Origin of the sequence: Candidatus Hamiltonella defensa 5AT (Acyrthosiphon pisum), assembly GCF_000021705.1 — a bacterium.
GTDB classification, from domain to species: Bacteria; Pseudomonadota; Gammaproteobacteria; order Enterobacterales; family Enterobacteriaceae; genus Hamiltonella; species Hamiltonella defendens.
On record NC_012751.1, the window covers coordinates 575,656 to 599,431 of the forward strand.

Sequence of the window (23,776 nt, forward strand, 5' to 3'; positions counted from 1 at the left end):
CGGTTTTATTTTTTAGCTTTATTAAGCATTTCTCTTAAAACATCATTAGTGATGTCGCTTTTATCATTTTTATTATAAATCACAGTATTAAAGTCAATCACGGTTTCATATCCCTTTTTAGAGGCAACTGACTTGACAATACTTTTAATATTGCGAAAAATTTTTGTACTTTCTTCTGCTTGAAATTTAGAAGTATCATTTTGAAATGATTTCATATTTTTTATAAAGATGTCACGTTTGTCGTCAATTTCTTTTTGAAGTTTTTTACGTTCCGTTTGTTTCATTGTTGGAGAATTTTTCTCAAAGTTCTTTATTTTATCTTCTAAATCAACTTTTTCTATTTTCAGCTTTGTTTCGCGTTCTTTAAATTTAATCTCGAAATTTTTATCTGCTTCTTTTTTTTCAGGTGAGTTTTGAACAATGGTTTGCATGTCAACAACAGCAATATGACTTGCAGCTTGAGCAAGCAGTGTAAGAGATAATCCTAAAAAAATACTGAGTATCACTAAAAATTTTTTCATATTTATTTCCTATATTTTTAAAAATAATTTACCAAGTTTTGCCGATATTAAATTGAAACTGTTCTGATTGATCGCCTTCATACTTTTTAATTGGAGTAGCATAAGAAAATGTTAATGGGCCTAATGGTGATATCCATTGCAAAGCGACGCCAGCTGAAACACGAATATTATCCATGTTGCTATAATTTGAAACCCCCGCTGCTCGTGTTTGTTCTGTATCTTCCCAATTTGTGTCCCATACTGTACCGAAATCAATAAAAACAGAAGTGCGGACAGAGTTCGTATATTTTTCACTAATCAAAGGAGTCGGAGTAATTAACTCTAGACTACCTACGGCGAGTGCGTTTCCTCCAATAGCATCCGTAGAATTTTTTATTTTATTGCCATTATCTATATAATATACAGCTTTAGGGCCTATATTATTTGATTGAAAACCTCTGAGGCTGCCTGCTCCTCCAGCATAAAAATTTTCATAAAATGGCATTTCTTTATGACTGAAGCCACTACCGTATCCGATACGACCCCTGAATAACATGATCCAGGAGCGATTTTCGTTTAATGGATAATAAGCAGAAGTATCGAAGATAAGTTTATAAAATTCATTGTTTGAACCTGGGATAGTTACTTTACCAGTGATGGAAGATTTTATTCCAGATGTTGGAAAATATCCACGATCCAGATTATCAAAAATCCAACCTGTATTGAACATATAATCGTGAGTCTTAAAATTAAGACGATCAGTATAGTTTAGATTTTTACCTAAAGATTTAAGATAGCGCCACATTGCAAGCTGAGGTGACATATCAGAAGGGCTATTATATACATATCCTAAACCCAGGCTGAATGAATTATTTTCATTGATGGGTAAGCCGATATTACTCTCGATACCATAGCTGCTGTTTTTATAACTCGAAAGTTGCGCTTTATCTGCCTTAAAATTATTGTAAAAAACTCGCCCACCTAAGCTCACGCCATCTACAGTAAAATAAGGATCGGTTAAAGAAAATTCAGCATAAGTTTGGTAACTGTTCTTAGTTCCGTTAATACTGACCTTATTGCCTGTACCTAACCAATTATCTTGATCAACGCCTGCCTGAAATCCAAGCCCTCCCCCTGTGCCATAGGTAACACCAAAGTTCATGATACCGGTGTTACGTTCCTTAACTTTATAGATGATATCTACTTGGTCATAAGTATTGGGAACACGTTGAGTTTGTACTTCAACAGTTTCAAAATATCCCGAACGATTGAGCCGGTCTTTACCTAGTTGAACTTGATCGTTGTTTAACCATGCGCCTTCCATTTGACGTAACTCACGCCGTAAAACAATATCTTTTGTCGTGGTGTTACCTGAAAAAACAACATGATGAACGTAAAACCGCTTTCCACAATCTACTTCAATCTCTAATTTTACTGTTTTATCTTTTTCGTTTACTTTAGGGTGAATCTGTAAATCTGGATAAGCATAGCCATAACTGCTCAACATTTTTTTAATGTTATCTGCAATTTGAGTGACTTTGCTGAAGTTATAGAGTTCACCAGGTTTAATTTTGGCTATTTTTTTTGCTTGAGAAATATAATCGGCCATATTTCCACTAACAGTAATATCTTGAAGTTTATACTGGCTCCCTTCAGTAATATTAATTGTCACATAAATACTTTTTTTATTTGGAGTTAAACTGACTTGAGTGGAATCAATTTTAAAACCTGCATAACCACGATCAAGATAAAAACTCCGTAGAGTTTCAAGATCTCCTACTAATTTTTGTTTTTGGTATTTAAGATCACCCATTAAATTCCACCAAGGTACCTCATCACGTAATTGAAAACGTGAAAGCAGAGTCTCACTGCTGAATGCATGGTTACCTATAATATTAATTTGCTGAATTTTTGCAGAGACCCCTTCAATGAAAACGAGTTTCAAGTCAACACGATTGCGTGGCAGACGTGTCGCAATCGCTTTCACCGAAGCGCTATATTTACCCACACTGTAATAAAAATTTTCCAATCCTTTTTCAATGTGAGATAAAGTAGTAGCATCTAATGCTTCACCTACTCTAATTCCAGATGACTTAAGATTTTGTTTAAGCACCTCATCTTGCATTGATTTATTACCAGAGAACGTAATATTAGCAATGGTAGGGCGTTCTTTGACTTTGATGATCAATTTGCCGCCATCATGAGCAACATCAACCTTCTCAAAATTCTCAGTCGCAAATAGTGAACGAATAATTTCAGCAGAAGCGGAATCAGCATCATTTACTTCATCACCAATGTGAAAAGGAATACTGAGAAGAGCTGCTCCAGGAGATACTCTTTGCAAACCTTCGAAATGAATAGATTCTACCTTAAATTTATCTGAACCATGTACTGTGGCGCTGCCAAGAAGCAGCGATGCTATGAATAATTTTTTCATTACCATCGTCGTTATACGTTTTCCTAGTCAGCTTCGATCCGTTAAAAGCGAGAAAAATCATTATAAAGTGCAATAACTATTAATAACAGCAAAAAAATCAACCCAATCCGATAACTTAAATTCTGTATTTTTTCAGAAATCGGCCTTCCTCTACATTTTTCCATCGCTAAAAAAAGAAGATGCCCACCGTCTAAAATGGGTAATGGAAGTAAATTAACTATACCTAAGTTGATACTGATTAATGCTAGAAATATTAAGTAATAAACGAAGCCATTATTAGCTGAAGCGCCCGCACCTATTGCAATAGAAATCGGACCCCCTAGATAATTAAGGGGTATTTTACCCAAAATTAATTTTGTTAACGTACTCACAGTTAAAGAAATTGTTTCCCAAACTTTTTGGGCAGCATGAGAAAATGCCAAATATAGATTATATCGGCAAGTAACTTCGTATCTTTCTATATCTTTGAGAGGAAGCATCTCTGGCATAATTCCAGCAAATCCTTCCTGGATCCTATTTCCACTTCGACCAATATTGACCCATTTTTCACCTAATTTTAATGTTAAAGTCACCGGTGCGCCTTGCCTTTCAATTTCTAATATCAAAGATTGATTTGGATTTTTTCGTATCAGAGTCAAAAAAGATAGCCAGCTATCCAGGAGATCATGATTCACTCTAACGATCTTATCACCTATACGTAATCCTGCTTTTTCCGCAGGGGAATTCGGCGCAATGTGAGATAATACAGAGGTAAATTGATAACAACAAGGCATGATGCCTAAATTAAATAGTTGATCCTGACTTTTATTCCCTAAATCCCAGTCTCTTAGATCCAGTATTTTTTTTTCTAATTGACCAGATTTTGTCATAACTACTTCTACTGGAACCTGCTGCTGCGCGACTTTTTTGAGAAGCTCCAAACGAGCTGAATTCCAACAAGGAGTTTTAACACCATCAACCGATTTTAACTCCATACCTATGATCATCCCTGATTTTTCAGCAATAGAGTTTGGTATTACGTCAATGATTAAAGAACGTACATCACCTACACCTATCATAAAAGCGCACATCCAGGCCAGCAAGGCAAAAAGAAAATTAGCCAGTGGACCTGCACTGATAATAGCGGTACGCTGTAGAATGGTTTTATTATTGAAAGCTTGATTTTTTAGATGTAAAGGAACCGTCTGAATACGTTCATCTAACATTTTAACGTATCCGCCCAATGGAATGAGAGCAATGATGTATTCAGTACCCTTAGCGTCCTTAGTTGACCACAGCCGTTTTCCGAAACCAATTGAAAAACGTTCTACATAAACCCCACAACGACGCGCCACCCAAAAATGGCCAAATTCATGCACTGCAACTAAAGTAGTCAGTGAAATGATAAAGGTGAGCATATTCCAAAGTAGATCGATCATAATCATGATAATTCCCACCTACATATGTGGATATTATTCATATTTTCTTTAAAAAACTAAAATATGAATAACATAAAACAGGCAAAAACAGGTACTGCTGCAGTCAAACTATCAATACGATCCAATATCCCACCATGGCCTGGAATCAAATAGCCACTATCTTTGATCCTTACTTGACGTTTGAACATGCTTTCAGTGAGGTCACCCAAGATCGAAGCAAACACAGAAATAACTGAGCAAATGAAAAGCTTTTGATACGTGATCCCTAAGGGAAAATAATAAGCAAATAATAAAGATATGAGGGTAGAGACCAACAGGCCGCCTATTAATCCTTCCCAAGTTTTACCTGGTGATATTTTTGGTGCTAATTGATGCTTACCAAATCTTTTACCAAAGATATAAGCTCCAGAATCAGCTCCCCACACCAACAGCATTAGGTAAAAAAGCCAGACAATGCCAATTTTATGATCTTGTTCATAGGCGTATTGACGCAGGGCCAACATCCCACAAAAAAAAGGGATAATCGTTAATATTCCAAAAATGATACGTAAAAAAGAGGAGTGCTGCCAAAAAACCGCGGAATTCGGATAGGTTAATACTAGGATTAACGCAATAATCCACCATCCTAAAGATAACCAAATAAGCAGACTAAAGCCAAAGGGTAAGAAATGAATGGAGGATTGATCAGTTAAAAAATTTAACAATAGTGATATTAAAAAAATACTAAAAAAAATTATTAAACCAATCCTTTGAGAGAACACAGTCAATCCCGCTAATCTTCCCCACTCCCATGCTGCTAAAAGGCAAATCACCAGGGTCACAATCGCAAAGCATAATGTTGATGATAAAAACACTGCACTGATAACAATCGGAAGTAAGATTAAAGCGGTGATGAAACGATGCTTTAGCAAAAGTTTTCCTTAGGATATATCAACATCAATAGGTACTGTCCTGCCGAAACGACGCTCACGTTTGGCAAACGCATTTAATGCACTTTCAAAAATGAATTCATCAAAATCAGGCCAGAGCACATCAGTAAAATAAAATTCCGTATAAGCGATTTGCCACAATAAAAAATTACTCACACGATATTCCCCGCCCGTTCTGATCATCAAATCTACATCAGGTTGTTCTTTAAGGCTAAGATAAGAATTCATTAATTCTTCATTAATTTGGGAAGGCTCCAGTTGCCCTATTTTAACGAGTGCTGCTAAAGATTGCACACTTTTTATGATGTCCCAACGACCACCATAATTAGCAGCAATGTTAAGTTTTAAACCATTATTATTTTCTGTGAGCTCTTCGGCGCTACGAATACGGTTTTGTAAACGTGGAGTAAAGCGGCTTATATCACCAATAATTTGAAAGCAAACATTATTTTTATGCAAATTTTTGACTTCATTTCCCAAAGTTTGCATAAAAAGCCTCATCAAGGCGGTCACTTCTTTTTCTGGGCGATGCCAATTCTCACTGCTAAACGCATAAAGCGTGAGGGAAGGTAAACGATGATTCACCGCAAAGTTAACCACATTACGTACGGATCTTGCACCTTCTTTATGTCCAAGTATTCTTAATTTACCTTTTTTTTCAGCCCATCGACCATTGCCATCCATAATAATAGCAACATGGCGAGGCCAATGAGAACGCAAACTATCCATCTGAAATTTTTTATATGGCATGAGGTGAAGCAGCTTCTAGATAAAAAAATTTTTCTCTGATATGAACAATGAATATGTGGTGATGATGTTGAAAAACGTCATTGTGGTTTTTCGTATTCATTATCTATTCATTCCTTAATTTTTAATGTATTAAAATTTTTAAAACTATAGCATTTTAATTTTTTAGGAACAAATTAAACGAATTGATTACATCATCGATATTACGAAGCGTTCTTGAAGGATCAGATAATACTGAACATGATCCATCAGCCATGAAATAGAGAAAGTTGCACAATGAAATCTAAAGAATTTGAATTCTACACTGATTTTTTATAACAAGCTCTGGGCAAACAAGGGCGACAGGGTTGTCTAAGGCCCTGGGGCAGGCGATGAGTCACGAGCAGATAACCCGTTTTTTATCCAAACGAGAGTACAGATCGAAAGAGTTATGGCAGGAGGCAAAGCCAGTGTTCATGAAATTAAACGTGAAGAGGGGTGCCTTATTTTTGACGATACAATTATAGAAAAAGCGGGGAGAGATTAGAATGACATCATGTGCTGGGGGGCATTATGACCCCAGTAAAAATCTCTCTGTTAAAGGAGTGAATCTGCTCAATGCGTTGTATCATTCTGATTGCGTATCCATACCCGTGGCATTTGAAGTAGTCAAAAAAACCGATTTGATTTTGTGATATTGCCACCCGCCAGTGAGGGGGGGGGGAGAATGAACAAATGCACGTGATGATATAAAACTGCGTGATTAATCAGTTAAAATTCAAATCAAGAAAATATCGAATTTATTGTGCAAAAAAGAGGGATTTTATCGCTTCTCTGAAATAGAACCGTCTGGGGTGTTGAGTGAAAGAAGATAGGAAGCAGGGGCATTTCGTCCGTATTGGTTCACTGAAATTATCAGAGCAACAAGAATGAGTGAGGCTGGCTTAAAGGCTTTAAAAAAGAAGTTCTTCTGATTTCAGGGTATTTACAAACAAAGACACGGCAGCGCGGGCTGATTCAATCTGGTGGACAGTGGAAAGGTTTCATCAATTCTTAAAATCAAATGCCTCACTCGCGAAATAACCTACCCGCCGGATTCAAACACAAAGCACCCACGTATTCACGTTCATCTACTCTGTATTCAAACTGGAATTTTTGAAAATAAAGCACAAGCTTTATCACTTTGCACTGCCTACCAAATTGTTCGTTAAACCGATTCAGCAAGCTCTTACTGAACTTTAAAATCTTTAGAGCTGCCTAACATCATATAATCACAATTGACGCTTAATTAAAGAACTCATTTTTATTTTGGAACTTGCTGAGTAACACAGTGAATATTTCCTCCACCCAGCAAGACTTCTCGAGCAGGAATACCTGTGATTTGATAATCAGGAAATATTTTTTTAAATATCTCACCGGCCTCTGTATCATGAGGATCATTAAGTAATGGAAAAACAATTTGCTGATTAGTATTTAAAAAATTGATGTAAGATCCCGCCAATCGTTCCCCTGGTTGACGAGAAGAACCATTCGCAAGAATACCGATTTTTTCCTTTTTCTTCCTATAAAGAGGCGATGGCGCTGGAATTTTCCATATTTTCAAGGATCGACCTCGCGCATCTTTCGCTTGCGATAGCGTTTCATAAGCCGAAAGTGACCGCGCGTATTGTGTATCCTTTACATCCTCTGTCCAATGCAGGGCAACCTCTCCTGGCCTAACAAAACAACATATATTGTCGATATGACCATCTGTTTCATCATTACATAATCCCTCAGGCAACCATATAAAATGAGTAACCCCTAAATATTCAACAAGGACTTTTTCAATGTTTGATTGTGTTAAATCTGGATTACGATTCTTGTGAAGCAAGCATTCTGATGTGGTCAGTAAAGTGCCCTCTCCGTCAGTATGGATAGAGCCCCCTTCTAATATAATGGGCGCTTTATAAAGCGAATAATTATGGAACTGACTGATTTTTTGGGCTACTTTTTCATCCTTCCGCCAGTCATCATACAGCCCTCCCAATGCCCCTCCCCAAGCGTTGAATTTCCAATGAACCGCCCGAATTTCTGACCCATTTGTAACCATCGTAGGACCCGTATCGCGCACCCAGGCATCGTCGCTGTTCATTTCTACCAAATTAATCTGAGACGACATGATTTTTTTTGCCTGTGACATAAAAATAGCCGGCACACCCATATAAACAGGAGTGGTTTGTGATATTGCTTCCGCAATCTGAGCAAAGGTTTTTTGTACTGGAAGAGCATGATCACGCCAGTTATCGTGGCGATAGGGCCACAGCATCCATATAGCTTGATGAGCCGCCCACTCCGCAGGCATATAAAATCCGTCTTTTTGAGGTGTGTTAGGTAGGTAACATAAAGGAAAAGACATTATCGCCTCCTTGTTTGGGCATCACTGGTATTCAGGGTTTCGTACATTTCGGGTCTGCGGTCGCGAAATAGACCCCATGATGACCGTTGAACAGCAATTTTTTTCAAATCAAATTCATACACTAAAACTGCTTCTTCTGTTTGAGTGGCCTCAGCAACTATCTCTCCGATATGGTTTGTAATAAAAGAAGAGCCATAAAAAGTGATTTCTAATCCCTCAACATATCGACTGAGTTCTTTGCCAATTCGATTGGAAACGACAATAGGTACCATATTTGCTGCAGCATGACCTTGTTGCACAAAGGTCCAATGGGGCTGGCTGTTGATTTCAGGAAAATTTGGCTCAGAGCCAATAGCAGTAGGATAAAAAATAATCTCCGCACCTTTTAACGCAAGGCAACGGGCCGTTTCTGGAAACCATTGATCCCAACAAATTCCCACACCTATTTTGGCATACGAGGTGTCCCATACTTGAAACCCGGTATCTCCGGGCGTAAAAAAATGCTTTTCCTGATACCCTGGGCCATTAGGAATATGTGTCTTTCGGTAAAGATTTAATACAGTGCCATCTGCATTAATGACCACCAGAGAGTTATAATAAACATTGTGGGCAGATTCAAAAAAACTCAGCGGCAATACAACGGCTAATTCAGCGGCCAAAGCAGAAAAATACTTAATCAGAACACTGCTTTCGACATTTTCAGCCAAGCTATAATGTGCGGGGTTTTGATCAATACAAAAATAAGGAGTGGCGAAGAGCTCCTGAATTAAGATAATCTGAGCACCTTGAGCATGTGCTTTTCGTATTAATTTTTCGGCTTTCTCAATATTTTTAGGCAAATTCCAAGAACAAGACATTTGAGTTGCTGCCACTTTGACCTGTGTCATAAAAAACTCTCAATGTAAAAAGTAGGCGGCTTTCTTTTTTGTTTCATAAGGCACGATCTTGTGCTTTGTTTGAAGAAAACCAGCTTTCCAAGATGATGACGGCAGAAGTGGCATCGACACTACTTTTGTTGAGTGCCTGATATCCCCCTTTATCAAACAGGTAAGCACGAGCTTCTGCTGTGCTGAGTCTTTCATCGTGAAAGACGACTTTGATACCAAAACGTCGATATAAAGCATGACCAAATTGACGGGCACTTTCAGTGATCGGTTGTTCTGTACCATCCATATTTAAGGGAAATCCTACCACCACTAAATCAGGATACCATTCTGATAATAATCTTTCGATTTTGATCCAATCCGGAGTGCCATTTTTTGATTTGCAGGCCGTTAATGGTCTGGCGGTTTCTGTGATATTTTGACCGATAGCAACACCAATACTTTTTGTACCAAAATCAAAAGCAATAATATTGGTCCATCGCATTAAGCATGCCCTGCTTGTTGCGCAATATGAAAAATATTAATTCCTAGTTTACTGGCAGCTTCATACCAGCGATTAGGTATTAGGGTATTAAATAAAATTTCTGTATCTGCTTTTGTGGTTAGCCAGACATTGTCTATTAATTCCTGCTCTAACTGACCTTTTTGCCAACCGGTATATCCTACAGCGACCATGATATTTTTAGGTTGTTTTTTTGTACCGAGTGTTTTCAAAATATCTTTTGAGGTAGTAATCATAGTGTCATCTGAAACATGAATACTAGAATTAAATCCTGATTGTGGAGAATGTAAAATAAAACCTCGATCATCTGACAGGGGGCCTCCGCTCATCACAGGTTTATTTAAATGTCCTGCATCATGCACCGACGAGATATTTAACTTTTTTAATAACCTTTCCAAGGTAAAACGAGCAACCGGTTGATTGATCATCAAACCCATCGCTCCATTTTCATTATGTTCACAGACATAAATCACACTGCGTTCAAAATAAGTATTTTGGAGTAGAGGCATAGCGATAAGAAAATGATGCTGTAAATTCATTGTATTTTTCAAAATTAATGTATAAAGATAAAAATTATTTAGGTGAGTTGTAGATTAACCTATTTCAAATTATTATGAGAGCTAACTATTAAAATAAAAATCACTCTTGTTTATAATGATCTTTATTTTGAAATAAATTTTTTTCAATGGCATTCATCAGCATAGCCGTAATAGAAATATGGCACTCTGTTTCAATTTCACGAGCACAAGTAGGGCTAGTGACATTAATTTCAGTTAAATGGTGGCCAATAATATCCAGGCCAACAAATAATAATCCTCTTTCTTTTAACACTGGCCCAATACTATTAGCAATCTTCCAATCACTGTTAGTCAAAGGGCGCACTTCACCTTTACCCCCAGCAGCTAAATTGCCCCGAGTTTCGCCTTGGGCGGGAATGCGTGCCAAGCAATAAGGAACGGGATCACCATCTACGACTAAAACGCGCTTATCACCTTCTGTAATCTCCGGTAAAAATTTTTGCGCCATACATAATTGATGCCCATTTTTTGTGAGCGTTTCTAGAATAACAGAAAGATTAGTATCCTCTTTTGTGATCCGGAAAATGGATTCACCACCCATACCATCAAGAGGTTTTAGAATAATATCTTTTTGTTCTTTATGAAATCCACGAAGCTTGTCCATGTTACTGCTGACCAAAGTGGCTGGTGTGAATTCAGAAAACCAAGAAGTAAATAATTTTTCATTACAATCTCGCAAACTTTGTGGTTTATTAACGACCAGTGTACCTTTGGTTTCTGCTCGCTCTAGAATATAGGTCGCATAGATAAACGCCATGTCAAATGGCGGATCTTTACGCATCAAAATCACATCAAGTTGCTCTAAGGGTAAATTTGCGGTTTCCCCGTGTTCTGTAAAATAATACCAATTTTTTTCATCCTGCTTCACACTCAGCAAACGGGTCCTCGCCATAGCATCTCCATCTCGTAAAGCAAGATCACCCATTTCCATATAATGTAATTCCCATCCCCTATTTTGCGCTTCTAACAAAATAGCGAAACTGGTGTCTTTTTTAATGTTAATGGAAGATATTGGATCCATCACGATACCCATTTTTTTTATCATTTTTTGTCCCTCCCCGTTAGCCTAAATCACCAAAACGAACTTGTAGCGCTGTGATTGCAGTCAAAGCGGTGGTTTCCGTACGTAAGACCCGAGGACCTAATGAAATGGGCAAAAACTCATAATCGGCGGCCATTGCAATCTCGTCGTTGGAGAGCCCTCCTTCCGGACCAATCAAAATTCGGACACGGCTGACAGGAGGAATTAAAGTGTTAATGCGGTTATTTGCTTTAGGAACAAAATTTAACTTTAAGCTATTATCCTGGTGTGCACACCAGTTATGAAGTGGAAGCGCATTATAGATTTTTGGAATTTTATTACGTCCGCATTGTTCACACGCTGAAATCGCGATTTTTTTCCATTGCTGAATTTTTTTTTGTAAACGCTCTCCATCTATTTTGACACCACAGCGTTCCGAAAACAACGGAGTGACCGAATGCACACCTAATTCCACCGATTTTTGAAGTGTGTATTCCATTTTTTCAGAGCGACAAATCACTTGGCCTAAATGTAAATACAACGGAGATTCATTATTTTTTAGTATGGCTTCTTTCAGCTGAACATACACTTTTTTTTTATCTATACGAATAATATTTGCCTGAATAATATCATTACTATCATGAAATAAATACAAGCTCTGCCCTGGCTTCATACGTAAAACCCTTATGACATGATGAGCGGCTTCCTCGCTCAACTCAATTTGTGTGTGAGCAAAGAAAGGATATGGGTGATAAATACGAGGAATGCGCATATACTTTTAAACTATTTTAAAAAATGGGGTGAATACCAAGAACACTGGCTTCTGGTGTATTTCCTGTCAGCAGATCGTGAGTAGAGCCATCGTAATAAATTTTACCCTCTACAATTAATAATGTACGTTTAGCAATACGGGCAGCATCTGCTAAATTATGGGACACCATTAACAAAGTGATTTGGCGCTCTGTACAAATTTCATCTAGTAATTGCAATATTTCATGGCGTAGTGCCGGATCTAATGACGAAAAAGGCTCATCTAATAATAAAATAGGTTGACTTCGTAAAAAACAACGAGCCAACGCCGCTCGTTGACGTTGCCCCCCGGAAAGCTGTGCTGGAAGACGCTGTAAATAATTTTCTATTCCCATTTTTTTAGCGATTTCTACCTGAGATATTTTTTGACTTGGCGTTAATTTTAAACTCGGATTCAATCCTAATCCGATATTTTGCTCAATGGTAAGATGAGAAAATAAATTATTTTCCTGAAATAATATGGATATTGGTCTTTTATCTATGGTGGTGGATGTGTGGTTTTGATTATTTAAAAAAATGAGCCCTTTATCTGCTGTTAAAAAACCAGAAATGAGGCTTAATAAAGTGCTTTTACCTGCACCACTGGGACCAAGAATAGCGACTCTTTCATTTTGCTTTATTTGAAAATTAAAATGCATATGCAACCCATCATATAAATAGATCACATCTTCAAGAATTAACATGGCGCCCTGGTAATTTTTCAATAAAAATAAAGATGAAAAAGCACAATAATAAGAGAAGTAAAGCTGTCACTGCTGCATCATTAATACGATAGGCTCCTATTTGCTGATATAAATAAAAAGGAAGAGTCCGAAAAGGTTCATCATTGTTTGGTGAATTTCCCCCGCCAAATACGGCGACGATGCCAAAATCTCCCATAGATAAGACGCATGCAAAAGCTAATGATTGTGCTAACGGGTGTTTTAAGGCGAGTAATTCTATCCACCGTAATCGTCTCATACCTATTACATTCAAAGATAAACATAATTGATGATAACGCTCAGCTAAATCTTGCATTGGATTTTCCAACACCTTTAATGTATATGGCATCGCCATCAAGGCATTGGTCAGAATAATTAATCCATAAGGAGATTCAGGTAACCCTGTATTATCTTGTAACAATAAAAAAATTCCAGTCGCCAGAACAATGCTAGGAATAACCAGTATCAGCATTCCGCTCATTGTAAGTATATTGGCATAACCTGTAAAACCGTGGGTTTTCAGTTCACGATGACTCCATAAAAGCATCATGGTGAGTATAAGACAAAGTATTCCCGAACTGATTGACACTTTTAATGAAGTGAAGGTGGCCTGCCAAAGTGCGTCTTGCTTTAGTGCTTGCAATAAACCGTGATGGCAGCCATTAATAATGACAGACAGTAATGGTGGTAACAACAAGAGCAATACTCCACTTATGATCAATATATCAACTATTAATTCCCATAGATTATTTTTTGATTGGATCCATAAATATTCATAATGATTATTAACCGCCAAGACGCCGTTTAGTTTTTCACTTAAAAAAAACAGTCCAAGACAAAACACCATTTGTATCAATGATAATAGAGCCGCTCGGCTTAAATTATAGTCATAGTGTAATGCCTGATAGATAGCCAATTCTATCGTTGTTGCTTTTGGTCCACCACCAAGAGAAAGAACAATAGCAAAGCTGGCAAAGCAAAGCATGAAGATTAGTGCCCCTGTAGGCAAAATTTGACGCCTTAAATAAGGCCACTCAACCCAACGAAAATGCTGAAAACCGTTCATGCCAAGTTGAGCCGACAGCTTTTTTTGTTCAATCGGAATGTTCTTTAGTGCCTGTAGCAATAACAGGGTCGCTAAAGGCAAATTAAAAAAAATATGTCCTAAGAGGATGCCTGTTAAACCATAAGGCGAAAAAGTGTATTTCATACCTAAAATAGAAAATAGCTGGGATAGCCAACCTTCTCGCCCATAAACACTTAGTATTCCAAACACGGCGACTAAAACAGGTAAGACTAATGTCATCGCACAGAGCCTTAAAAAAAGTTGTTTTCCCAAAAATTGCCTTCGATAAAGAGCTCTTGCAACAAAAATAGCGGGTAATATAGACAATAGTGTTGATAATAGCGCTTGCCAGAAGGTGAACCGAATCACATGCCATAAATACTGATCCTGCCATAGAGTTTTTATTTCAGTTAAACAGCTATAACGTAAAATACTAAGGACAACCGATAAACTTAAAAGAATCAATAGACCTGCTATTACAACACCTGAAATTAATGAATGAAGATTCAAAGACTGACGGTGGTTTGCCATAAATTTATCCATTTATTGCGATTTTCTGCAGCCTCTTTAGAGGAATAATGCAGTACTTTTTGAGGCTGGATTAATTCATCAAACCCTTTTGGTAGGGTAATTTTTATCACCGGATACATCCAATTCCCGGTCGCTATATGTTTTTGAAACTCAGAGGTTAAAACAAATTCCATAAAACGCTGCGCCAATTTGGGGTTTTGACTTGCAGCCAATTGAGCAACAGTTTCTATTTGTAGATAATGACCTTCGCTGAAGTTCATGGCCGCGTATTGATGATTTTTTTCTTCTATTATGTGATAAGCGGGCGATGTGGTGTAGCTCCAGACAAAATCAGATTCCCCTTTCAAAAATAATCCGTAGGCTTCACCCCAGCTTTTGGTGACGGTCACTGTTTTTGCGGCTAATTTTGTCCAAATTTTCGGGGCCTCAGCACCATATACTTTTTGTATAAACAATAATAAACCTAAACCAGGAGTACTGGTGCGTGGATCCTGATAAATCAATTTCCAAGTTTTATTACTATTGAGTAATTCATATAAACTTTTCGGGGGATCTTTTAATTTATTTTTGTTGTATACAAAAGAAAAATAACCAAAATCATAAGGAATAAAAATTTTACTCTCCCAATTTTTTGGTAAATGCATGCGACTAGTGTCTATTTTACTTTCCACAAATAAACCTGTTTTTTCAGCAGAGATGAGTAGATTATTATCCAACCCTAATACTATATCTGCGGAATGATTCGTGTTTCCCATCCTTAAACGATTTAATAAAGAAACGCCATCTTTGAAAGAGACCCATTTCAATTGACAGTCACAATTTTTTTCAAAAGATTTTTTAATGCCTGGGCCAGCTCCCCAATCGGCTATAAAAGAATCATAAGTATAAATAACTAAAACCGTTTTTTTTGGTTGAGCTTCAATTATGCTTGGAATACATAAAAATAGAAGTAGAAATTTTTGGGGTCTACCAAAAATAGATTTAAAAAAAGGAGAAAAGAAAAATAATAAAATATTAAAAAACATAAACAGCTCCAAAAATAATCATTTAATGACATGACTTAATTGAAAAACAGGTAAATACATTGCGATAATAAGAATGCCAACAATAACACCCACCACCAGCATTAAAATAGGCTCAATCATTTGTGTGAAATTCTCCGCTAATTCTTGTGTGTGTTTTTGATACCAAGTTGCTAGTTTTTCCAATAAAATATCCAATGATCCAGATTCTTCTCCTACTCGAATGAACTGTTGACATAAAACAGGGAATAATCGATAGGAAGATAATTCATTTTGTTGCGATAAGGCATCAGAAAAAGTAAGGCCTTGCTTTATTTTTTCATAAATTTTGTTCACGGCCTTTTGATAAAATAAATTATTAGATGATAGTTCAGAGACTTTCAGTCCTGAAGCCAAACTTAATCCTGCAAGTTGTGTGATAGCAAGTGTACGAAATATTTGAGTCAAACAATGACCACGAATTAATTTAGAAAAAAAAGGTAATCGAAATAAAAAAGCCTGTTCTCTCTGTTGCCAATTCATTTTTTTTCTCAGTATTTGACAATACACAATCCCTAATAAAATCAGAATTGAAGCGATATATAGTCCATAATTTATTAATTTATTCGATAAAAATAAAAGTGCACGGGTGAACCAAGGTAACGTGGCATCAAAAGAAGCATATATTTTTGCAAATTCAGGTAATACTAGAATTAACATGATAAGACTGACAAATAAGGTGACTATGCATACCAGAAAAGGATATCTCAACGCTTTAGCTACTTTTTTTTGTAATTGTTTTTGCTGCTCTTGTTGTTGAGCTAATAGAAAAAAAGAGTGATCTAAATGACCGGTTAATTCCCCTATTGCCACTAATTCACAATAAAGTTTTGAAAATATTTTCGGGTAGTGGCGAATAGCATCAGAAAAAGGCTCACCTCGACTCACTTCTTGGCTGATGTTTTGTAAAATGCAGCGCCAGATAGGAATATTCATATCTTTAGCCAAAAGCTGAAGACTGTTCACTAAAGGTAAACCTGCTTGTAAAAGAGTGGCTAACTGACGCGTAAAGTTAATTAAATATTCTTTTTGCCGATAACTTTGAGTCATGCTTCTATATAATTTGACACTTACAGGCTGTAGTCCACTTTGGATAATATTTTCGTAAACGAGATGAGTTTGTGTCTCTAAAGAAATACCTTCTTCTAATGAACCGTTTTTATTAATTGCTTTCCATTTATATAGTCGATGATCTTTCATGGAATCATTCCATTTTAATTTACACAACCAAAAACACGATAAATCTCATCAACGCTCGATATACCTTGTTCAACCAGTGATAAACCTGCTTTTAATAATGTAATATTCCCTTGTTTTTTGAGTATTTGCTCTAATTTTAATGTGTCAGCATTATCAATAAGAGCCTGTTTTATTTCAGTGTTTATTACCAGCATTTCATAAATGCCAATACGACCATAATATCCATCACAACATTGTTCACATCCTTCGGAAATCCAATGATGCAAAGGTTTTGGCCAAATATCTTCAGGATAATTTATTGCGGCTAGCGCGGGCTTCTTACAATGTAAGCAAAGTCTACGCATTAATCTTTGAGCAATAATTAATTTTAAACAGGATGCAAGTAAATAGCCTGGAATATTCATTTGAGTTAAGCGTGCTAAAGTCTCAGTGGTAGAGTTTGTATGCAAGGTAGATAAAACAAGATGGCCGGTATGTGCCGCTTTTAATGAAATTTCGGCAGTCTCATTATCCCTAATTTCACCAACCATAATGATATCCGGATCTTGGCGCAGTAATGTTCGCAAAACAGAAGAAAAATCCAGGCCAATTTTATGATTAATTTGAGTTTGATTGATTCCTTTGATAGGTATTTCGACGGGATCTTCGATGCTACAAATATTTTTTTGATGTTGGTTTAAGTGTAATAAACTGCTGTATAAGGTCATTGTTTTTCCACTCCCTGTTGGGCCTGTCACTAATATTAACCCTTCAGGGAGAGATAGGGTTTTGATAAACTGCGCCAATGCCTGCTGAGCTAGCCCCAATTCATCTAATGTCGCTTTCTGCTCGGCATGTAAAATACGCAATACTATTTTTTCACCATATTGAGTAGGCAAGGTAGCAATACGCATTGAGTAGCAGATATTATTTAACCTCAATGTAAATTTTCCATCTTGAGGCAATCTTTTTTCCGCAATATTTAATTGAGCCATGACCTTCAAACACCCATTTATTCGAGGTGTTAATTCAAACTCAGGTGAGCTAATCTCTTGCAATACGCCATCTACTCGAATCCGAATACGATAACAGTGTTGGTAGGGTTCAAAATGAATATCAGAAGCTCTTTTTTCAATGGCGGCACTTAACGTTTGGTGAATAAACTGTATGACAGGTGCGTCATTTTTTTCATTAAAATTTGATGTTTGAATTTCAAGATGATCGACTGAAGTGATTCTTTCTAAGGACGTTGAATTTGCGGCTGGCCTTAATGTGATGTCATTATTGAAAGTGTTTGATAAATTTTCGCGACTTGAAATATCTTCAAAAGAAAATTGATGAAGTATTTTCTCAATTTTAGCTTTTGGCCATTGCTTTACATTGATTTTGCGTCCACAACAAAAACGTAAATTCATTAATAATTCTTCACTCGGATGTGATAAATTTTCAGCAATTGCAATTGTAAGCGTTTCTGAATCAATATTTAATGCAATTGCATGATGTCGTTGGCATAAAAGATGCAATTCATTGCTTATAATTTCTTGTGTTTCGGTTTCAGTTTCTCCTTGTTTTTGATCAATCAATTTTTTATCTATTTTTTGAGAAGAAATGAGTTGATGTTTCATTAACCATCTCCCACATCAGTAAATCCAAAAAGACTTTTGCAGGATTCTGAAATGCTTAAATCAGCGCTGGTACATACCCCATTCCAATTTAAGCGCCCGTTGCTATTTTTTGTGGCAGTCATCACTACAGTTAATCCTGTTAAGGTTTTCTCTCCAACTAATGTAATCACTCCTTTGACGACCGTGATGCTCTTAATATAGCGTGTGCTTTCGCCAGTAGGCACACCTTGACTCCCCGCATTACATTTTGTTAAATCCCCTTGTTCTAAAACACAAAGCTCTACTGCCATTTTATAGGGCACTGTTGCTTGCAGCATGTCGGTTACGGCCGCTTTTTTAATATATTTTTGATAAGAAGGTATACCAATACTACTGAGGATGGCAATAATAGCCACTGTCACCATTAACTCAATCAAAGTAAAACCATGTCGATGGTTCATTCTTAATATCCCTTTTTAATTGTAAATATTTGAAATCAATTTCAACCGAATACAATCAAATAAATTTCGGTTTTTTTGATTTTACGCATCATGAAAAAGAGGAAATGTAGAATGCACATTTTTTTTTGTTATCGAAATGGCTATTGACGAGATCTGTGATGAGTATCACAAAAAATTTTTCTTTTGATACAAAGTGACAAAATTTATGTGAAGGAGATCGCATATACGAAGTAATTTAATTTTTTTGCTCGCATTCCAAAAGGTCTGTAGATAACATACTTCAAAAGAAGGCCTACTGATAAGAAATGATAAATACAGTCTGTTAATCTCATAATAGATATAGTTAGTTAGTGCCTTCATTTTAATTCGTCTGCTTTGTGTATCAATTTAATATGAAAAAACTTAAAGATAATACCTTTCAAAATCTTATTTTTAGATTGCAAAATTACTGGGCAGATCAAGGATGCACCCTTGTTCAACCTTTAGATATAGAAGTCGGCGCAGGGACCTCTCATCCCATGACCTTTCTGAGAGCGATTGGCCCGGAGCCCATCGCGGCGGCGTACGTCCAACCTTCACGGCGCCCGACTGATGGCCGTTATGGAGAAAATCCCAACCGACTTCAGCATTATTACCAGTTTCAGGTGATCATCAAACCTTCCCCTGACAATATGCAGGAACTTTATTTAAATTCTCTCCAAGAGCTGGGATTAGATTCTAGTGTCCACGATATCCGCTTTGTTGAGGATAATTGGGAAAATCCGACATTAGGTGCTTGGGGATTAGGTTGGGAAGTCTGGCTTAATGGTATGGAAGTTACCCAATTCACCTATTTTCAACAGGTAGGCGGGCTCGAATGTAAACCTGTCACGGGGGAGATAACTTATGGTCTAGAGCGTCTTGCGATGTATCTACAAGGTGTCGACACTGTATATGATGTGCTTTGGTCAAAAAGTCTATTTGGTCCAATATACTATTCAGATATCTACCATCAAAATGAAGTAGAACAATCGTTCTATAACTTTGAATATGCAGATGTCGATTTTCTGTTTTTCTGTTTTTCACAGTATGAAAAAGAAGCCCAAACGTTATTGTCCCTAAAAAAACCGTTACCTTTACCAGCCTACGAACGCATTCTAAAAGCGAGCCACATTTTTAATCTACTTGATGCCCGTAAAGCCATTTCCGTGACTGAACGTCAACACTATATTTTACGGATTCGCACGCTCACTCATATGGTCGCCAAAGCTTATTATGCCTCTCGTGAGGCCTTAGGATTTCCTATGATCCGAATGAATAAAAAATAAAAAACGAAAGGAAGTAGACATTGATGACACATCAAACTTTTTTAGTGGAAATAGGGACAGAAGAGCTGCCACCTAAATCTCTTCGTTCCCTGGTTGAATCGTTTGCCTTTTATTTAACTCAGGAGCTCAATAAAGCTCATTTAGATCATGGTGAAGTGACTTGGTTTGCCACACCCCGTCGTTTGGCAGTGAAAGTCGCTTGCTTGAGTACCATTCAAAAAGATCAAAAAATAGAAAAACGGGGGCCAGCTATAGCTCAGGCTTATGACGTTGACGGGAATCCGACGAAAGCGGCAACAGCTTGGGCACGATCTTGTGGCATCAGCCTGGATCAAGCAAAGTCTTTGGTCACGGATAAAGGCGAATGGCTACTCTATTCTTGGGTGCTACCAGGAAAATCAGCCAGCAGTCTTTTGGCAGAGAAAGTCAAAATAGCACTAAGTCAATTACCTATTTCAAAATTAATGAGCTGGGGTATTCATGAAGCCAAATTTGTCCGCCCTGTGCATACGGTCACTCTATTATTAGGTGATGAATTAATTTCTGGAATTATTTTTGGGGTGAATTCTAATCGTAAGATACTAGGTCACCGATTTATGGGCGAGCCTTCATTTATTATCGAACATGCCGATCAATATCCTCAAATTTTGCTTGAAAAAGGCAAAGTCATGGCCGACTTCTTTCTAAGAAAGACGCAGATTAAAACAGATATTGAAAAAGCAGCTGAAAAGATAGGCGCCATCGCAGATATCAGTGACAATTTACTAGAAGAGGTCACGTCATTGGTTGAATGGCCTGTGGTACATACAGCTCAATTTGAAAAGAAATTTTTAGAGGTTCCTTCAGAAGCACTGGTTCACACCATGAAAAATGATCAGAAATATTTTCCGGTGTACAACAAAAGCGGGCAGTTAATGCCTTATTTTATCTTTGTCGCTAACATTCTCTCTCAGGATCCGCCACAGCTCATCTTTGGAAATGAAAAAGTCATTCGCCCTCGTTTTGCTGATGCGCAATTTTTCTTTGAAACCGATCTTAAGCAATCGTTAGAAGAACGTTTGCCTTCTTTAAAAACAATTTTATTTCAGAAAGAACTGGGAACACTTTATGAAAAGGTTCAGCGTGTTCAAGCATTATCGGGCTGGATTGCCTCTCAAATAGGGGCGAATGTTGAATATTCAATCAAAGCGGGGTTATTATCAAAATCTGATCTGATGACAAACATGGTATGCGAATTCCCTGAAACACAGGGCATTATGGGGATGCATTATGCTCGTTATCATCACGAACCTGATGAAGTTGCACGCGCTATTTATGAACAGTATCAGCCTCGTTTTTCTGGCGACAATTTGCCTTCTACTTTGGTGGCCTGCTCAGTGGCCATTGCGGACAAAATGGATACATTAACAGGGATATTTGGTATCAATCAATTGCCCAAGGGAGATAAAGATCCGTTTGGATTAAGGCGAGCAGCCTTAGGTGTTTTGCGTATTATTGTTGAAAAAAATTTGCCGTTGGATTTACAGACTTTAATCAGCGAGGCTGTGCGTTTATATGGCAATAAATTAAAAAATTCGAATCTGATCGATCAAATCATTGAATTCATGTTAGGACGTTTTCGCTCTTGGTATCAAGAAGCAGGCCATGGAATTGACAGCATTCAAGCTGTGCTCGCGCGCCGCCCTACCAAACCCGCTGATTTTAATGCACGCATACAGGCTGTCACCTATTTCCGTACCATGAATGAAGCCAGGGCGCTCTGTGCTTCTAATAAACGCGTCTCTAATATTTTGTCTCAATCGCTTGATATTCCAAAAAATTCTATCGACACAGGGTTGTTGAAAGAACCTGCTGAAATAGAATTGGCTCAAAATATTTTAGAATTAGAAAAAAAATTAGCCCCTTTTTTTGTTGCAGGTCTTTATAAAGACGCTTTATTAGAACTTGTTGCTTTAAGAGAACCTTTAGACATATTTTTTAAACAAGTGATGGTGATGGTGCCAGATCAAGATCTGCGTTTAAACCGGTTAGCGTTGTTGAACAAACTTAGGGCTCTGTTTTTACGAGTCGCGGATATTTCTTTTTTGCAGTGAGAAGTCTGATTTGGCTTTTTAAAATCACTGAAAGCGATGATCTCCTAGTGTAGGTAGGGCATGCGAAAAAATCGGGCCCTGGCAATATGCTCTTTTTATTTACCTTTTTCTATTCGTTCTATATTCCTTATTGCTTTTATATTCCATTCCATCTCTCCCAACCAAAACGTGGGCGCTAATGCGTTTCTCATTAGGAGGTCCCCTCCTTTTTTTGTACCCAGTCTTTGATCTAGCTAAAACACCGATTTTGAACTACCTACCCTCTTTAAATCTCATGAACTGTGATTAATTTTAAGTTTAATCATCATAAAGCGGCTTATGCATTTTTTTTGTGATTTTTTCAAAAACGGAGGTTCCCTCCATACACATCTCTTAATTTTTATTTCATTATCTTAAAAATTCTTAACGCCTGCAGTTTTCCGTCAGAGGAAATGGCCCTCAAGCACTTGAACAATCTAGTCGAGTAATAGACCCCAAATATCAAAAGACGAAGACGACCGATTCAGAGGTTGGTTTATTACAGACAGTTTGAACCGGAATTCAGCTCATACCTGGAACGTCACGCAATCTGATGAAGTGGTTATCCCTTAATAAATCTTAGGCTCGCCACCCTCCCATTGCTCTACATACGGAATACGGAGCGGAAACAACGAGCAATAAAACGGAGTTAAAAGCCATGCAATATCAAAAAATAGCAAAACAAATCATTAGGCGTTTTGCTCTTGCCTTTTTGATGCAAACTGAACCCGTTTTTTCAATAGAGACTATCGAAAATAAAAAAAATTATATTTTAGATAAGGAAACTTACAATGAAGGGATAGACATCAAAGGCCAAAGTACAGTCGAGAATCAGGGCGCTTTATCCGTCAGCACCAGAAGTAAAAAAACGCCTGCAATCAAAGTGAATGAAGGGTCAACCCTGACTTTGAAAGGGGCTGACAATAAATGGATTAACGTGACCACAAGTGAAAAAAAATCTTTTGGGTTGCTTGCCTCTGGGTCAGGCACAGAGATCACGGCCAATAAAATGGATATCAACACAAAAGGCGAAGGTTCTGGCGGGGTTAAAGCGGAATACGATGCCGGTATCATCATCAATGAGAGTAAAATCACCAGCGAAGGCGAAGGTTTTAGTAAAGGTGTTTGGGCCACAGGAAAGCAGTCAAATCTCATCGGCAATTATCTCAAAATCAAAGTCAAGGGTAAAGAGGCCAGAGGGGTCAGCGCTCAAAGCGGTGCCTCGGTCATGATCAATGGCAGCGTCATCCGCGGCGAAGGGGAGGATGTGAACGGTATCTTGGCTTCTGACAAAAATACCAATGTGGAGGGCAATAATCTGACGGTAGAGGTCAAGGGTCAAGAGGGTCACGGTGTCAGAGCTTACAGAGAGGCAACGGTCAATATCCAGAACAACAGCGTGATTAGAACCCATGGGGCATTTTCTCATGCCGCGATGTTGTTCGATAAAGCCACGTTAAACATCAGCGATTCTCATCTGAAAACCACGGGAGCCGATTCAGCCATTCTTTATATCGACCCCCCCAAAAAATAACAAAAAAAGGAAAAACAGGGT

At 37.5% G+C, this 23,776-nt stretch carries 20 protein-coding genes and 1 pseudogene; 4 read left to right on the plus strand and 17 right to left on the minus strand.

Going from position 1 to position 23,776, the window contains the following annotated elements:
- Positions 1-5: 5 nt before the first annotated feature.
- The 5 genes from HDEF_RS02870 to uppS are packed head-to-tail and all read right to left on the minus strand — an operon-like array spanning position 6 to position 6,034.
- Positions 6-521: an OmpH/Skp family outer membrane protein gene (locus HDEF_RS02870; protein WP_015873157.1), complete on the minus strand. Its 516-nt coding sequence runs from the start codon at positions 519-521 to the stop codon at positions 6-8.
- A gap of 28 nt (positions 522-549) precedes the next feature.
- Complete coding sequence (bamA, locus tag HDEF_RS02875; protein WP_015873158.1) at positions 550-2,943, minus strand: outer membrane protein assembly factor BamA; 2,394 nt, start codon at positions 2,941-2,943, stop codon at positions 550-552.
- Positions 2,944-2,978: 35 nt separating this feature from the next.
- Entirely contained in the window at positions 2,979-4,355 is a 1,377-nt protein-coding gene (rseP, locus tag HDEF_RS02880; protein ID WP_015873159.1) for a sigma E protease regulator RseP, read from the minus strand.
- A gap of 56 nt (positions 4,356-4,411) precedes the next feature.
- Complete coding sequence (gene cdsA / locus HDEF_RS02885; RefSeq protein ID WP_015873160.1) at positions 4,412-5,266, minus strand: phosphatidate cytidylyltransferase; 855 nt, start codon at positions 5,264-5,266, stop codon at positions 4,412-4,414.
- Positions 5,267-5,275: 9 nt separating this feature from the next.
- Positions 5,276-6,034, minus strand: coding sequence for a polyprenyl diphosphate synthase (gene uppS / locus HDEF_RS02890; RefSeq protein ID WP_015873161.1), 759 nt, complete (start codon positions 6,032-6,034; stop codon positions 5,276-5,278).
- 1,002 nt (positions 6,035-7,036) lie between these two features.
- On the opposite strand from uppS, the pseudogene HDEF_RS13855 reads away from it, so the two are divergent.
- Positions 7,037-7,252 (plus strand): annotated as a pseudogene (locus HDEF_RS13855) (IS701 family transposase); the annotation flags it as partial.
- 61 nt (positions 7,253-7,313) lie between these two features.
- Here the strand turns inward: HDEF_RS13855 and aguA are convergent.
- The 12 genes from aguA to ppdD all read right to left on the minus strand — a co-directional run bounded on the left by aguA (position 7,314) and on the right by ppdD (position 18,803).
- Positions 7,314-8,405: an agmatine deiminase gene (aguA, locus tag HDEF_RS02900; RefSeq protein WP_015873164.1), complete on the minus strand. Its 1,092-nt coding sequence runs from the start codon at positions 8,403-8,405 to the stop codon at positions 7,314-7,316.
- A complete protein-coding gene (gene aguB, locus HDEF_RS02905) occupies positions 8,405-9,292 on the minus strand; it encodes an N-carbamoylputrescine amidase (RefSeq protein WP_015873165.1) in 888 nt (295 codons plus the stop codon). The genes aguA and aguB overlap by 1 nt, the downstream gene beginning before the upstream one ends.
- A gap of 43 nt (positions 9,293-9,335) precedes the next feature.
- Positions 9,336-9,773 (minus strand): Holliday junction resolvase RuvX, encoded by a 438-nt coding sequence (gene ruvX, locus HDEF_RS02910; RefSeq protein WP_015873166.1) that lies wholly within the window; start codon positions 9,771-9,773, stop codon positions 9,336-9,338.
- Entirely contained in the window at positions 9,773-10,330 is a 558-nt protein-coding gene (locus HDEF_RS02915; protein WP_015873167.1) for a YqgE/AlgH family protein, read from the minus strand. Before HDEF_RS02915 ends, ruvX begins: the two co-directional genes overlap by 1 nt.
- Before the next feature lie 100 nt (positions 10,331-10,430).
- Positions 10,431-11,414 (minus strand): glutathione synthase, encoded by a 984-nt coding sequence (gshB, locus tag HDEF_RS02920; RefSeq protein ID WP_015873168.1) that lies wholly within the window; start codon positions 11,412-11,414, stop codon positions 10,431-10,433.
- Positions 11,415-11,430: 16 nt separating this feature from the next.
- The gene (gene rsmE / locus HDEF_RS02925; protein WP_015873169.1) at positions 11,431-12,162 is read right to left on the minus strand and encodes a 16S rRNA (uracil(1498)-N(3))-methyltransferase; all 732 of its coding nucleotides are present in this window, start codon (positions 12,160-12,162) and stop codon (positions 11,431-11,433) included.
- A gap of 16 nt (positions 12,163-12,178) precedes the next feature.
- On the minus strand, positions 12,179-12,883 hold the full coding sequence (thiQ, locus tag HDEF_RS02930; protein ID WP_015873170.1) for a thiamine ABC transporter ATP-binding protein ThiQ: 705 nt from the start codon (positions 12,881-12,883) through the stop codon (positions 12,179-12,181).
- Positions 12,870-14,498, minus strand: coding sequence for a thiamine/thiamine pyrophosphate ABC transporter permease ThiP (thiP, locus tag HDEF_RS02935; protein ID WP_015873171.1), 1,629 nt, complete (start codon positions 14,496-14,498; stop codon positions 12,870-12,872). The genes thiQ and thiP overlap by 14 nt, the downstream gene beginning before the upstream one ends.
- The gene (thiB, locus tag HDEF_RS02940; RefSeq protein WP_015873172.1) at positions 14,474-15,523 is read right to left on the minus strand and encodes a thiamine ABC transporter substrate binding subunit; all 1,050 of its coding nucleotides are present in this window, start codon (positions 15,521-15,523) and stop codon (positions 14,474-14,476) included. Before thiB ends, thiP begins: the two co-directional genes overlap by 25 nt.
- Positions 15,524-15,541: 18 nt before the next feature.
- Positions 15,542-16,759 (minus strand): protein transport protein HofC, encoded by a 1,218-nt coding sequence (gene hofC / locus HDEF_RS02945; protein WP_015873173.1) that lies wholly within the window; start codon positions 16,757-16,759, stop codon positions 15,542-15,544.
- 14 nt (positions 16,760-16,773) lie between these two features.
- Positions 16,774-18,363, minus strand: a complete 1,590-nt coding sequence (gene gspE, locus HDEF_RS02950; protein ID WP_015873174.1) for a type II secretion system protein GspE — start codon at positions 18,361-18,363, stop codon at positions 16,774-16,776.
- Entirely contained in the window at positions 18,363-18,803 is a 441-nt protein-coding gene (gene ppdD / locus HDEF_RS02955; protein WP_015873175.1) for a prepilin peptidase-dependent pilin, read from the minus strand. Before ppdD ends, gspE begins: the two co-directional genes overlap by 1 nt.
- 392 nt (positions 18,804-19,195) lie before the next feature.
- Here ppdD and glyQ point away from each other — a divergent pair, with 392 nt between their 5' ends.
- The 3 genes from glyQ (at position 19,196) to HDEF_RS02970 (ending at position 23,755) form a co-directional block, all read left to right on the plus strand.
- Positions 19,196-20,110, plus strand: coding sequence for a glycine--tRNA ligase subunit alpha (gene glyQ / locus HDEF_RS02960; protein ID WP_015873176.1), 915 nt, complete (start codon positions 19,196-19,198; stop codon positions 20,108-20,110).
- A 23-nt stretch (positions 20,111-20,133) separates the two neighbouring features.
- Positions 20,134-22,203: a glycine--tRNA ligase subunit beta gene (gene glyS / locus HDEF_RS02965; RefSeq protein ID WP_015873177.1), complete on the plus strand. Its 2,070-nt coding sequence runs from the start codon at positions 20,134-20,136 to the stop codon at positions 22,201-22,203.
- 676 nt (positions 22,204-22,879) lie between these two features.
- The gene (locus tag HDEF_RS02970; protein ID WP_015873179.1) at positions 22,880-23,755 is read left to right on the plus strand and encodes a hypothetical protein; all 876 of its coding nucleotides are present in this window, start codon (positions 22,880-22,882) and stop codon (positions 23,753-23,755) included.
- Positions 23,756-23,776 lie beyond the last annotated feature (21 nt).